The sequence below is a fragment of the Glycomyces tarimensis genome (assembly GCF_054776215.1).
In genome coordinates this window covers 62,529-73,566 of record NZ_BAAHCB010000022.1, presented here as the reverse complement: position 1 = coordinate 73,566, position 11,038 = coordinate 62,529, and the positions used below count along the sequence as shown (strand labels likewise).

General features: G+C 72.5%; 14 protein-coding genes and 1 pseudogene. 7 read left to right on the top strand and 8 right to left on the bottom strand.

Going from position 1 to position 11,038, the window contains the following annotated elements; all coding sequences use genetic code 11:
• Positions 1-25: 25 nt before the first annotated feature.
• The 4 genes from ACYVK3_RS18445 to ACYVK3_RS18430 form a co-directional block, all read right to left on the bottom strand.
• Positions 26-448, bottom strand: coding sequence for an SRPBCC family protein (locus ACYVK3_RS18445; RefSeq protein ID WP_460498803.1), 423 nt, complete (start codon positions 446-448; stop codon positions 26-28).
• Positions 449-561: 113 nt separating this feature from the next.
• Positions 562-849 carry a ubiquitin family protein gene (locus tag ACYVK3_RS18440; RefSeq protein WP_460498802.1) on the bottom strand — a complete coding sequence of 96 codons (288 nt, stop codon included), beginning with the start codon at positions 847-849 and terminating at the stop codon, positions 562-564.
• Positions 849-1,997: a WD40/YVTN/BNR-like repeat-containing protein gene (locus ACYVK3_RS18435; protein WP_460498801.1), complete on the bottom strand. Its 1,149-nt coding sequence runs from the start codon at positions 1,995-1,997 to the stop codon at positions 849-851. Before ACYVK3_RS18435 ends, ACYVK3_RS18440 begins: the two co-directional genes overlap by 1 nt.
• A gap of 99 nt (positions 1,998-2,096) precedes the next feature.
• The gene (locus ACYVK3_RS18430) at positions 2,097-2,615 is read right to left on the bottom strand and encodes an AAA family ATPase (RefSeq protein WP_460498800.1); all 519 of its coding nucleotides are present in this window, start codon (positions 2,613-2,615) and stop codon (positions 2,097-2,099) included.
• A gap of 123 nt (positions 2,616-2,738) precedes the next feature.
• Between ACYVK3_RS18430 and ACYVK3_RS18425 the strand changes: the two genes are divergently transcribed.
• Positions 2,739-3,443, top strand: a complete 705-nt coding sequence (locus tag ACYVK3_RS18425) for an HNH endonuclease family protein (RefSeq protein ID WP_460498799.1) — start codon at positions 2,739-2,741, stop codon at positions 3,441-3,443.
• 51 nt (positions 3,444-3,494) lie between these two features.
• On the opposite strand, the pseudogene ACYVK3_RS18420 reads toward ACYVK3_RS18425, so the two are convergent.
• Positions 3,495-4,112 (bottom strand): annotated as a pseudogene (locus tag ACYVK3_RS18420) (maleylpyruvate isomerase N-terminal domain-containing protein); the annotation flags it as partial.
• 23 nt (positions 4,113-4,135) lie between these two features.
• Here ACYVK3_RS18420 and ACYVK3_RS18415 point away from each other — a divergent pair.
• On the top strand, positions 4,136-4,624 hold the full coding sequence (locus tag ACYVK3_RS18415) for a tetratricopeptide repeat protein (protein WP_460498798.1): 489 nt from the start codon (positions 4,136-4,138) through the stop codon (positions 4,622-4,624).
• Positions 4,625-4,724: 100 nt separating this feature from the next.
• Here the strand turns inward: ACYVK3_RS18415 and ACYVK3_RS18410 are convergent, their stop codons facing one another.
• Positions 4,725-5,105 (bottom strand): MerR family transcriptional regulator, encoded by a 381-nt coding sequence (locus ACYVK3_RS18410; RefSeq protein WP_460498797.1) that lies wholly within the window; start codon positions 5,103-5,105, stop codon positions 4,725-4,727.
• Positions 5,106-5,224: 119 nt separating this feature from the next.
• Here ACYVK3_RS18410 and ACYVK3_RS18405 point away from each other — a divergent pair, with 119 nt between their 5' ends.
• Positions 5,225-6,184 carry an aldo-keto reductase family protein gene (locus tag ACYVK3_RS18405; RefSeq protein WP_460498796.1) on the top strand — a complete coding sequence of 320 codons (960 nt, stop codon included), beginning with the start codon at positions 5,225-5,227 and terminating at the stop codon, positions 6,182-6,184.
• Between the two features lie 3 nt (positions 6,185-6,187).
• Here ACYVK3_RS18405 and ACYVK3_RS18400 read toward each other — a convergent pair whose 3' ends face one another.
• Entirely contained in the window at positions 6,188-6,607 is a 420-nt protein-coding gene (locus ACYVK3_RS18400; RefSeq protein ID WP_460498795.1) for a YjbQ family protein, read from the bottom strand.
• 93 nt (positions 6,608-6,700) lie between these two features.
• On the opposite strand from ACYVK3_RS18400, the gene ACYVK3_RS18395 reads away from it, so the two are divergent.
• From ACYVK3_RS18395 to ACYVK3_RS18385, 3 genes are read left to right on the top strand one after another with little or no spacing between them, the layout of a single operon-like run.
• The gene (locus ACYVK3_RS18395; RefSeq protein ID WP_460498794.1) at positions 6,701-7,678 is read left to right on the top strand and encodes a tyrosine-type recombinase/integrase; all 978 of its coding nucleotides are present in this window, start codon (positions 6,701-6,703) and stop codon (positions 7,676-7,678) included.
• Between the two features lie 50 nt (positions 7,679-7,728).
• The gene (locus ACYVK3_RS18390) at positions 7,729-9,222 is read left to right on the top strand and encodes a DNA-3-methyladenine glycosylase 2 family protein (protein WP_460498793.1); all 1,494 of its coding nucleotides are present in this window, start codon (positions 7,729-7,731) and stop codon (positions 9,220-9,222) included.
• Positions 9,219-9,731 carry a methylated-DNA--[protein]-cysteine S-methyltransferase gene (locus tag ACYVK3_RS18385; RefSeq protein WP_460498792.1) on the top strand — a complete coding sequence of 171 codons (513 nt, stop codon included), beginning with the start codon at positions 9,219-9,221 and terminating at the stop codon, positions 9,729-9,731. Before ACYVK3_RS18390 ends, ACYVK3_RS18385 begins: the two co-directional genes overlap by 4 nt.
• Here the strand turns inward: ACYVK3_RS18385 and ACYVK3_RS18380 are convergent.
• Positions 9,728-10,171, bottom strand: coding sequence for a hypothetical protein (locus ACYVK3_RS18380; RefSeq protein ID WP_460498791.1), 444 nt, complete (start codon positions 10,169-10,171; stop codon positions 9,728-9,730). The genes ACYVK3_RS18385 and ACYVK3_RS18380 overlap by 4 nt on opposite strands.
• A 131-nt stretch (positions 10,172-10,302) precedes the next feature.
• On the opposite strand from ACYVK3_RS18380, the gene ACYVK3_RS18375 reads away from it, so the two are divergent.
• Entirely contained in the window at positions 10,303-11,001 is a 699-nt protein-coding gene (locus ACYVK3_RS18375) for a lytic polysaccharide monooxygenase auxiliary activity family 9 protein (protein ID WP_460498790.1), read from the top strand.
• The last annotated feature ends 37 nt before the right edge of the window (positions 11,002-11,038 follow it).

The window sequence follows — 11,038 nt, the reverse complement described above, 5'->3', positions numbered from 1 at the left end:
GCCCCGCGAGGCGTCCGGGGGCCGTTCAGAGGGTCGCGAGGTAGGCGGCGCACGAGTCCAGCAGCATACGGCTGCCTTCCTTGGCCTGGTCGCGGCCTTCTCGGGTGTCGCAGGTCTGCGAGACTTCGAGGCGTGTGCGGCCCTGCCCCAGATCGGTCAGGGCCAGGGCCATGATCTCCTGGCCGCCGGGGGCGTCCATGCCCATGTCGAGGCGCTCGTGCTCGACGACGTCGATGTAGGTGCCGGTGAGCGGGAAGCCCTGGCCGTCGGAGCCGGCGACGGTCGCCTGCCATCGCCCGCCGGGGCGGACGTCGAGCGAGACCGAGCCCGGTACGGAGTAGCTCCAGGCCTCGTAGTGGCGGTCTTCGGTCCACACCTGCCAGACCTTGGCGACGGGGGCGTCGATGTCGGCGGTGAGGCTGTAGCGGTATGCGGTGCTGGTGGTCATGACGGTGCTCCTTGTGTGCGGTGAGGTCGTCTGCTACCGGTGTAGACGAGCCGGTCGGGCCGGATTCACCGCCGGCGGCGGAGTTTTCCCGAAGACAGGTGCGGCGGTGGTGTTCAGGCGCCTCCGGCGATGGACGGCAGGATCTGGATGCTCTGGCCGGGTTTGACGACCGTGGCCAGGCCTTCGAGGCGCCGGCATTCCTCGTCGCCGATGTAGACGTTGACGAAGCGGCGCACGTTCCCGGCTTCGTCGCGCAGGCGCCTGGCCAGGCGCGGATAGTCCTCGCCGATCCGGTCGAGCACGGCGGCGAGGTCGGCGCCGTCGGCGACGGTGACCGCCAGGTGGCGGGCCCCGCCGCATTCGCTGGCGAGCGCGGCGGGGATCTTCACGTCGATGTCCATCAGGCCGTCTCCATGGCGCGGACGCTGAGCACGTCGGGCAGGTGCGCGGCGACCTGGTGCCATTCGCCGCTGGAGTCGACCGCGGACCATACGTCGCCGCAGCGGGTGCCGAAGTACCAGGCCGGGTCGGCCGCACCGTCGTGTCCGGCGGCGTCGCGCAGGACGATCCCGAAGTACTCCTCGGCGGGCAGGCCGGTGCCCCAGGAGCGCCATGTCTCGCCGGCGTCGTCGGTGCGCCAGGCGGCGATGCGGTGGTCGGGCGGGAAGCGGTCCATGGCGTCGGAGACCGGGTAGGCCATCGCGACGCCCGGCTCGGTCGGATGGGCGGTGATGTGGAACCCGAAGTCCGAGGGCAGGCCCGATGAGATGTTCGTCCAGCCCGCTTCGGGCTTGTCGCTGCGGTAGGCGGGGCCGTGGCTCTGGACGAAGAAGGTGCCTTCGGCGTCGCGGGCGACTTTGTGGATGCACTGGCCCGAGGCCGGTTCGGGATCGGGCCCGTAGTCGACGGTGATGCCCTTGGTGACGCCGGTCCAGGACCGGCCGTCGTCGTGGCTCTGGTAGATCCCGCCCGCGGACATGGCGACGGTGAGCGTGTCGGGGTCGGTCGGGTCGGGGACGATGGTGTGGACGGCCGCTCCCCCGCCGCCGGGACCCCAGGTCTCGTGGTCGGGATGCTCCCACAGGGCGCGGTTGAAGGTGAAGGTGCGGCCGCCGTCGTCGCTCTTCCACAGCGAGGACGGTTCGACCCCGGCCCATACGCGGCCTTCTTGGAGGCCGAAGGCGAGCTGCCAGATGCGTTTGACGGTGTTCTTCTTGTCCGAGTCGGGCTGGTCGACGCCGGGCGCCTCCGAGAAGTCCAGGGGCCGGTACGGCAGGTCTTGCGGGAACGCGAGCGGCGCGGCCTCGGGTTCGTGCCAGGTGGCGGCGAGGTCGTCCGAGCGCCAGACGCTGGGACCGAAGTGCGGTGATTCGGCGCCGACGAGGATCGAGCCGGTGGCCGGGTCGCAGGCGAGGGCGTAGATCTCCGAGACGGCGGTGAAGCCGTCGGCGTCGAGCGAGTGCGGGCCTTTGAGCACCCAGGCGCGCCGGTCGGCGCTGGTGGCGGTGAACAGGCCTTTCTTGGTGCCGATGAGGACGATGTATCCCATGTCCGGGTCTCCTTGCCGGGAAAGCGGGTATTGCCGATCTCATCGTCGCGCGCCGGTGTGACGTTTTGTGGGTCTTGCCTGAACGGGGGTGGAGGTTTTTCAGGCCGCGACGTGCGCGGCGATGCGCGAGGCGACCTCGTCGGGGCTCAGGTCGGTGGTGTCGACGACGGTGGTCTCCGAGTCCATCCACTCGCCGAGGGCCTGTTCGTAGGTGTCGCGGTATGCCAAGCGCCAGGCCAGCGCGTCGGTTTCGACGGTGTCGGCCTCGACTCGGGCCGCCCAGATGTCGCGGTCGGCGTGGAGGGTGAAGGCGTGCACCGGGATGCCGGCCCCGGCGAAGCCGTCGGTCAGTTCGGTCCAGTATTGGCGCTGCAGGACGGTCTGCGGGATGACGAGGGTGCCGCCGACGAACGCGAGGACCTGCCGGGCGGTCTCGATCGTCAGGCCCCGCCACGGGTCCCATTCCTTGAAGTCGCGGCAGGGCACGTCGTCGATGATGGGGCGCAGGAGGAATCCGATGTGCTCGGCGTCGAACAGCCGGGCCGGCAGCAGGCCGGTGAGGAGGTTCGCGGTGGTGGTCTTGCCGGCGCCGAAGGGGCCGTTGAGCCAGACGATCATTCGCATGACGATAACGCGTTTGGACGATCCGCTTCGCGCACGCATGTGCTACGTTGCCCTCGCCCCTCGGAGGCGATGCCGCCTCGCCTCGACGTTCCCCGCTTGCCAGACAGGATCCCGCGCATGCCCTTGCGACCCCGCCTCACCGCCGCCGCCGCGGCGCTGCTGCTGCCCGCCCTCGCCTCGTGCGAGGCCGCCGGCGACTTCCTCGACGAGGTCACCGCCTCCCCCGGCGCCCCGGCGGTCTCCGGCGACCTGGGCGAAGTGATGCCGTTCACCGTCGAGGTCGATGCCGCGGCCCTGACCGAGCAGATCGAGGCCCTGCCGGTCGCCGCGGAGGCCGACGAGGGCTACGACCGGTCCCTGTTCCCGCACTGGAACGACCTCGACGGCAACGGCTGCGACGCCCGCGACGACACGCTCGTGGCCGAGGACCGGTCGGGGAACCTCTCCGACGCCGACTGCGACGCCGCGATGACCGGCGAGTGGGTGTCGATGTACGACGGCGAGACCGTCACCGCATCCGGTGACCTCGACGTCGACCATTTCGTGCCGCTCAAGGAGGCGTGGGGTTCGGGCGCGCACGGGTGGACGACCGAGGAGCGCGAGCGGTTCGCGAACGCGCTCGACCAGCCGTGGCACCTGGTGGCCGTGACCGCCTCCTCGAACCGGTCGAAGTCCGACCAGGACCCCGCGGAGTGGATGCCGCCGCTGCCCGAGGTCGCGTGCGCGTACGTGTGGGCGTGGGTCCAGGTCAAGACCGACTGGGCGTTGAGCGTCGACTCGGCCGAGGCCGAGGCGCTGCTCGGCTACGCCGCCGACTGCTAAGCCGAGCGTCAGCCAGGTGATGCCGAGCCGGTCGGCGCGGGCGCGGTCGTCGGCGCTCATCTGGTCGCGCCCGGTCGCCTTGGCGATGAACGCGACCGGCTCCCACGCGAGGTCGCCCAGGCGCGCGGGGTCGCCCAGCAGCAGACCGACGACGACGTCGGCCGCCTCCGGGGTGGTCCAGCGCGGCTCGCCTACGGCGTCGGCCAGGTCGATGCCGTGGACGGCGACTTCGACCACGCGCGTGACCAGGTAGTGCTCGAGGGTCATCGCATCGCCGTGGCGAGTGGTGACCAGTCGCCCGGGCGGCTCGGCCCCGCACCGCTCGACGACCGACCGCCAGGTGCCGGCGAACGAGGCGGCCACGACGGCACCGCCGGCCTTCGCCCGCTCGATGGCCTCGCCGATCCGGTGCCCGTTCATCTCGGGCTCGAACCGCGCATCGGCCCGGTAGTAGCCGGCCGCCGAGACGGCCGCTTCGACAGGCGGCGCGGCGTCGAGCATCCACTCCAGGCGGCCGACGGCCCCGGTGATGTGCGCCAGCAGCTCGGCGCCGTTCCACGGATCGCACCGCGTCGGCGCGGCCCACTGCTCGGCGTCCAGGCCGGCGGCGGCCGACGACAAACGCTCGGACTCGGCGCGCAGCGCGGGCAGGGCGGCATGATCGGTCATGGCCGCATCCTATGCTGCATGCCATGACGACGCACGATTGGCAAAAGCGCGCCGCGGCGCTGTGGGACTCCTTCGACGACTACGAGCCGGCTCGGTTCGTCGAGGCGATGCGCGCGCTCGCCGCCGAATGCCCCGACGACCCGGTCGCGCTGTTCGAGCTCGGCGGCGCGCACGACTCGACCGGTCGCACGAGCGAGGCGATCGGCTACTACCGGCGGGCGATCGAGGGCGGCCTGGACGCTTCCCGGCGCCGCCAGGCGACGATCCAGATGGCCTCGTCGATGCGCGAGACCGGTCGGCCCGAGCAGGCCCTGGAGCTGCTCGAGGCCGAAGCGGCGGCCGGCTCGGACGAGTACGACGACGCCATAGCGATGTGCAAGGCGCTGACGCTCGCGAAGCTCGGCCGCGACCGGGAGGGCCTGTCGGTGGCGCTGATCGCGCTGGCCCCGCATCTGGTGCGCTACCGGCGGTCGACGGTGCATTACGCGCGCGGCCTGGTCGAGGACGGCTAGGCGGCTGCGGCGAGGCGGCAGGCGAGGGCGACCACGGGCCGCTGCGCCTGGTCGAGGGCGCCGCACGCGCGGTCGGCGGCGAGCCCGCATCGCCACTGGTTTAGGACACCGAGCGGTAGTAGTCGATCTTGCCGAGGATGTAGTCGCGTTTGGCCTCGAAGTCGGCGATGCGTTCGTCGACGGCCCGCTTGTGGTCTTCGAGCAGGCGAACGCGTTCGGCGATGGTGTGGTCGCCGGCGCGCACGAGTTCGGCGAAGCGGCACATCCGCTCGATCGGCATGCCGGTGTCGCGCAGGCATTTGAGGGTGCCGAGCCATTCGAGGTGGGCGTCGGTGAAGCGCCGCTGGCCGGTCTGGGTGCGCACGACGTCGTCGATGAGGCCGACGCGTTCGTAGTAGCGCAGGGTGTCCATGGAGAATCCCGACCGGCGTGCGCATTCGCCGATCGTGTACCGCGAGGAGGAGCTCAGGTTGGCGACCACGGCTCCCAAGGATAGTCGCCTCCGCGCCACGCCGCGTCCCGCCCCGTCCGCGGGTTTGCACTGGAGCGCACTCCAGGTCCTAGCGTCGGCTCCACCCGAAACGAAAAGGAGGGTCCGCGATGGAGCGGATGAACATTGGAGATCTGTCGGTGTCGCGGATGTGTCTGGGCGCGATGGCGCTCGGATCCGTCCAGGACGAGGCGACCTCGTACGCGATCTTGGACCGGTTCGTGGAGCTGGGCGGCAATTTCATCGACACCGCCAACTGCTACATGTTCTGGATCGACGGCGGCACCGGCGACGAATCGGAGGCGCTGCTCGGTTCGTGGCTGGCCGACCGGGGGCTGCGCGACGAGGTGGTGCTGGCGACGAAGGTGGGCCGGCGCCCGACGGTGCCCGGCGGCGGCCTGGAGGCGAGCGAGCCGCTCACCGAGGCGCGCATCGGCGAGGCGATCGACGCCTCGCTGCGCCGGCTGGGCACCGACCGCGTCGATGTGTACTGGACGCACCGCGACGACCGCGACACCCCGCTCGAGCAGACCGTGGCGGGCCTGTCGGCGCAGGTCAAGGCCGGGAAGGCCCGGCAGGTGGGGGCGTCGAACCACACCGCGTGGCGCGTCGAGCGGGCCCGGCACCTCGCCGAGGCGAGCGGCGGCGCGGCGTATACGGCGATGCAGAACCGGTACTCGTATCTGCGGCCCCGGCCCGGGGCACCGCTGCCCGAGGGCGGGCACGTGCACGCCACCGCCGCGGACGTCGACTATGTGGGCGCGACGCCGGGCATGGCGATGCTGACGTATTCGGCGCTGCTGTCGGGCGCGTATGCGCGGGCGGACCGGCCGCTGTCCGAGCCGTACGCCCACCCCGGCACCGAGGCGCGCCTGCGGGTCCTCGACGAGGTGTGCGCCGAGGCCGGAGCGAGCCGCAACCAGGTCGTGCTGGCCTGGCTGGCCGGGCACGCCTCGCCGATCGTGCCGCTGGTGGGCGTCTCGTCGGTGGCGCAGCTGGAGGAGGTCGCCGCCGGCCTGGAGCTGCGGCTCGACCGCGAGCAGTGGGACCGGATGTCGGCCGCCGCCTAGGGCTCAGCCGAGGTAGGAGAGGCGGACGGTCCGGTCGGGGTTGTCGCGGTTGGTGTCGAGCAGGACGATCGACTGCCAGGTGCCCAGCGCGGGGCTCCCGGCGATGACCGGGACCGTGGCGTGGGGCGCGACCAGTGCGGGCAGGACGTGGTCGCGCCCGTGCCCGGTCGAGCCGTGCTGGTGGCGCCACCGGTCCTCGCGCGGCAGCAGGTCGGCCAGGATGTCGAGGAGGTCCTCGTCCGAGCCGGCGCCGGTCTCGATGATGGCGACGCCGGCGGTGGCGTGCGGGACGAACACGTTGAGCAGCCCGTCACGGGCGCCGGCGTCGCGCAAGAACGCCTCGCATTCGCCGGTGAGGTCGTGGATGGTCTCGCGCTCGCCGGTGGCGACGCGGATCGTGGTGGTGTGGAAGTCGGCACCCATGGGTACCGATCCTGCCATGTTCGGCGCCGGCCCGTGCGAGGCCCGCGCCGAACGGCCCGGGCCGCCCGCGCCGGGTCGACTATGGTGGGGTGCATGTCGTCTGCTGAGATCGCCGGAGTGCATTGGGAGGCCGCGACGGTCGCCGCCAGGCCCGGCGCCGACCCGTACCGGGCCTATCTGGACTCGCTGGGCTCGGCCGAGTCGCGCCGGACGATGCGCGGGTGCCTCGACCGGATCGCGCAGATCCTCGCCGGGGACGCATCGGTGACCGGCGAGGGCCAGCCGTGGCACCGGCTGCGCTACGAGCACACCTCCCGGCTGCGCGCGGCGATGATCGACCGCGGCTGGTCGGGCGCCTACATCAACAAGCACCTCGCGGCGCTGCGACGGGTCCTCAAAGAAGCGTGGCGGCTCGAGCTGATGGCCGCCGAGGACTACCAGCGGGCCTGCGACCTCGCGCCGGTCAAGGCCACCCGCCTCCCCGTCGGTTCCCAGGTGGACGCCGAGGCGCTCGGTGCGGCCCTGTACGCCTGCGACATGGACCCCTCCCCCGCCGGCGCCCGCGACGCCGCGGTCCTGGCGACGCTGTACTCGACCGGGTGCCGCCGCTCGGAGATCGCCTCGATGCGCCTGAGCGACCATGATCCGGCGGAGCGGTCGATCCGCCTCCTCGGCAAGGGCAACAAGGAGCGCCTGGTCTATCTCACCGAGGCCGCCCAGGAGCGCCTCGACCGGTGGACGGCCGTGCGCGGGACCGAACCGGGCGCCCTGTTCTGCCCGATCAACAAGGCCGGCCGGCTGCGCCGCACCGGCAACCGGCTCGCCGGCATGACCGGGCAGGCGATCGCCGACCTGCTCACCAAGCGCCTGGTCGAAGCCGGGCAGCGGCGCCACACCCCCCACGACTTCCGCCGCACGTTCATCGGTGAACTCCTCGACGCCGGCGTCGACCTGGCGATCACACAGTCCCTGGTCGGGCACGCCTCCCCGGCGACCACGGCCCGCTACGACCGGCGCCCGGCCCGCCGCAGCCGCGAGGCGGTCGACCGCCTCCAGCTCCCCGAATCGTGATGTCGCATTCTGGCTAGCCGATGTCGGACGCGGCGGGCACGCTTAGGGACATGGAACTGAACGAGGAACAGCTCGCCGCCGCCGTCGCCGGCCGCGACGCCCGCTTCGACGGCTGGGTGTTCCTCGCTGTCACCTCCACCCGCATCTACTGCCGGCCCTCGTGCCCGGCCGTCAAACCCAAGCGCGAGCACATGCGGTTCTACCGCTCCGCCGCCGCGGCCCAGGAGGGCGGCTTTCGGGCGTGCAAGCGCTGCCGTCCCGACGCGGCACCCGGCTCCCCGGCGTGGGACTGGCGCAGCGACGTCACCGCCCGCGCGATGCGCCTGATCGGCGAGGGCGTGGTCGACCGCGAGGGCGCCGCCGGACTCGCCGCCCGCCTCGGCTACTCACTGCGCCAACTCGAGCGGCTCCTCATCGCCGAGGTCGGCGCCGGCCCGGCCGCGCTGGCCCGGGCCCAGCGGGCCCAGTGCGCGCGGGTCCTCATCGAGTCGACGGACATGGAGATGGGCCGCGTCGCCTTCGCCGCCGGCTTCGCCTCGATCCGGGCGTTCAACCGGGTCGTGGCCGAGGTCTACGCCTGCTCCCCCACCGAGCTGCGCCGCCGCGCCGCGGCCCGCCGCGGACCCGGCGAGGCGGGCGGGGCGATCACGCTGCGCCTGGCCTACCGCGAGCCGTTCGAGCCGTCGAACCTGTTCGGGCATCTCGCGGCCGCCGCCGCCCCCGGCGTCGAGGAATGGCGCGGCGGCGCCTACCGGCGCACCCTCGCCCTGCCCCACGGGCCCGGGATCGCCGCGCTGCGACCGGGCCCGGGCTACATCGAGTGCCGGTTGCGCCTGGCCGACGTCCGCGACGTCACCGCCGCCGTGGCCCGCTGCCGGCGCGCCCTCGACCTGGACGCCGACCCGGTCGCGGCCCAGGAAGTGCTCGAGGCCGACCCGCTGCTGGGGCCGCTGGCGAAGAAGGCCCCGGGTCGGCGCGTGCCGCGCAAGACCGACGGCGAGGAGTACGCGCTGCGGGCGGTGATCGGCCAGCAGGTCTCCACCGCCGCGGCGGCCACGATCGCCGCGCGGGTGGCCGAACGCTACGGCGAGGCGGTCGAGGACCCCGAGGGCGGCCTGCGATGGCTGTTCCCCTCGCCGGAGCGGATCGCCGCCGCCGACCCGGACCATCTGGCGATGCCCCTGCGGCGCAAGCGGACGGTGCTGGCCTTGGCCTCGGCGCTGGCCGAGGGCCGGGTCGATGTGGGTCCGGGCGCGGACTGGGGCCGGGCCCGGGCCGCGTTGCGGCAGGTCCCGGGTGTGGGGCCGTGGACGGTGGAGATGATCGCCATGCGCGCCCTGGGCGATCCGGACGCGTTCCCGGCCCAGGATCTGGGGGTGGTGCGCGGCGCCGAGCAGCTGGGACTGCCGGTCTCGGCGGGGGCGCTGACAGCCGTCGCCGAAGCGTGGCGGCCGTGGCGGGCGTATGCGACCCAGTACCTGTGGGCGAGCAGTGACCATCCGACGAACCGACTGCCGACCGATGACGAGGAGCCGAAGCGATGAGGACGACGATGAAGGCGCGCCGGGGCGCGAGGCATGTGACGATGGATTCCCCGCTGGGGCCGATCGCGGTCTCGGCCGTCCCCGAGGGCGTGACCTATGTCCACATGGGCGCCGAGGAGATCAGCGAGGCGTGGGGGCCCGAGGAGGCCACGCCGGTGCTCCAGGCGGCGGCCGAGCAGCTCGATGCCTACTTCGCGGGGCGGCTGCGCCGGTTCGATCTGCCGCTGGCGGCGGCGGGCACCGCGTTCCAGCAGCGGGTGTGGGCGGCGCTGTGCGATATCCCGTACGGCACCACGGTCTCCTATGGGGACATCGCGCGCGAGATCGGGAACCCGGCGGCGGTGCGCGCGGTCGGCTTGGCGAACGGCTCGAATCCGATCGCGATCGTCGTGCCGTGCCACCGGGTGATCGGCGCGAACGGGAAGCTTACCGGATACGCCGGCGGGGTGTGGCGAAAAGAGCGGCTGCTGGCGCTCGAGCGGGGCGAGACGGGCCTGTTCGCGGCCTAGAGCAGGGTGACGCGCAGGTCGACGGTGACGGTGTCGTCGTCGACGATGATGGCCGCGGCGTAGCAGACCTGGTGGGTGCAGCCGGCGGGGATGATCCCGGTGGCGGCCCCGGCCGGCGTGGCGCCGGCGACGAGCGGGGCGGCCATGCCGTTGTCGGCGATGAACTCGCCGAAGGCGTCGGCGGGGATGGCGACGGTGGCCTCGCCCCGCGAGCCGGGGGTGGGGGTGTGCATGTCGGCGAGGTCGGCGTCGACGACGTCGGTGCCGTCGGGGTAGGCGAGGTGGGTGGCCTCGGTGACGGTGGCCAGGCTCGGTGCCGGTCCGCCCGAGACCGCCCAGCCGACGGCCCAGACCGCGGCGATGAGGCCGGCGAAGGTGACGGTGAGCCATACGGCGGCGACCAGGGCGCGACGTTTGGCGGCCGGAGGTGGCGAGACCATCCCGAGACCCTACACGAATCCGGACGCATGTCCGATACGCACCGATGTTCGCGCCCCAAGCGGTATTCCCCGAACGACCCCAATGCGCTAGTATCGAGATTCATCGATATCTAGTTTGGGAGGTGCTCCATATGAACGCAATCGCCGCACCCGGCACGCGGCGCAGGCGCTTCATCCTCATCGCCGCGCTCGCCGCGGCCCTGGCCGCCGCGGCATCGGCGGCCTTGTTCTTCGCGCCCGCATCCGACGCCCACGGCACGGCCATCGGCCCCGCCTCACGCAACTACTCCTGCTGGGAGCGCTGGGGCAGCGACTTCCAGAACCCGGCCATGGCCGACCAGGACCCGATGTGCTGGCAGGCCTGGCAGTACGACACCAACGCCATGTGGAACTGGAACGGCAACTACCTCGAGCAGGTCGGCGGCGACCACGAAGGCGCGATCGCCGACGGCGAGCTGTGCTCCTCGGGCCAGGACCGCTACGCCGCGCTCGACGTCCCCGGCCCCTGGCACACCACCACCGTCGACCAGCACTTCACGTTCACCAACCACGACCAGGCCAACCACGGCGCCGACTACTACCGGATCTACGTCACCCGGCCCGGATTCGACCCGACCACCGAACGGCTCGGCTGGGACGACCTGGAACTGCGCGCCCAGACCGGCCGCGTCGCCCCCGGCGAAGGCGAACCGGCCGCCACCGGCGGGACGCTCGTGAACATCGACGTCTCGGCCCCCGGCCGCACCGGCCACCACATCGTCTACATGATCTGGCAGGCCAGCCACTTCGACCAGTCCTTCTACTCCTGCTCGGACGTCAACTTCCAATAAGGCAGGACCGACCCGGCGGCGCCGTGCGGGCCCGCAG

Bases quoted from the DNA above. Each gene is read 5' to 3' on its own strand.
- ACYVK3_RS18390 (WP_460498793.1), top strand. From the start codon at position 7,729: ATGGAACTGAACGAGGAACAGCTCGCCGCCGCCGTCGCCGGCCGCGAC.
- ACYVK3_RS18385 (WP_460498792.1), top strand. From the start codon at position 9,219: ATGAGGACGACGATGAAGGCGCGCCGGGGCGCGAGGCATGTGACGATG.
- ACYVK3_RS18430 (WP_460498800.1), bottom strand. From the start codon at position 2,615: ATGATCGTCTGGCTCAACGGCCCCTTCGGCGCCGGCAAGACCACCACC.
- ACYVK3_RS18440 (WP_460498802.1), bottom strand. From the start codon at position 849: ATGGACATCGACGTGAAGATCCCCGCCGCGCTCGCCAGCGAATGCGGC.
- ACYVK3_RS18415 (WP_460498798.1), top strand. From the start codon at position 4,136: ATGACGACGCACGATTGGCAAAAGCGCGCCGCGGCGCTGTGGGACTCC.
- ACYVK3_RS18380 (WP_460498791.1), bottom strand. From the start codon at position 10,171: ATGGTCTCGCCACCTCCGGCCGCCAAACGTCGCGCCCTGGTCGCCGCC.
- ACYVK3_RS18445 (WP_460498803.1), bottom strand. From the start codon at position 448: ATGACCACCAGCACCGCATACCGCTACAGCCTCACCGCCGACATCGAC.
- ACYVK3_RS18405 (WP_460498796.1), top strand. From the start codon at position 5,225: ATGGAGCGGATGAACATTGGAGATCTGTCGGTGTCGCGGATGTGTCTG.
- ACYVK3_RS18435 (WP_460498801.1), bottom strand. From the start codon at position 1,997: ATGGGATACATCGTCCTCATCGGCACCAAGAAAGGCCTGTTCACCGCC.
- ACYVK3_RS18425 (WP_460498799.1), top strand. From the start codon at position 2,739: ATGCCCTTGCGACCCCGCCTCACCGCCGCCGCCGCGGCGCTGCTGCTG.
- ACYVK3_RS18375 (WP_460498790.1), top strand. From the start codon at position 10,303: ATGAACGCAATCGCCGCACCCGGCACGCGGCGCAGGCGCTTCATCCTC.
- ACYVK3_RS18395 (WP_460498794.1), top strand. From the start codon at position 6,701: ATGTCGTCTGCTGAGATCGCCGGAGTGCATTGGGAGGCCGCGACGGTC.
- ACYVK3_RS18400 (WP_460498795.1), bottom strand. From the start codon at position 6,607: ATGGGTGCCGACTTCCACACCACCACGATCCGCGTCGCCACCGGCGAG.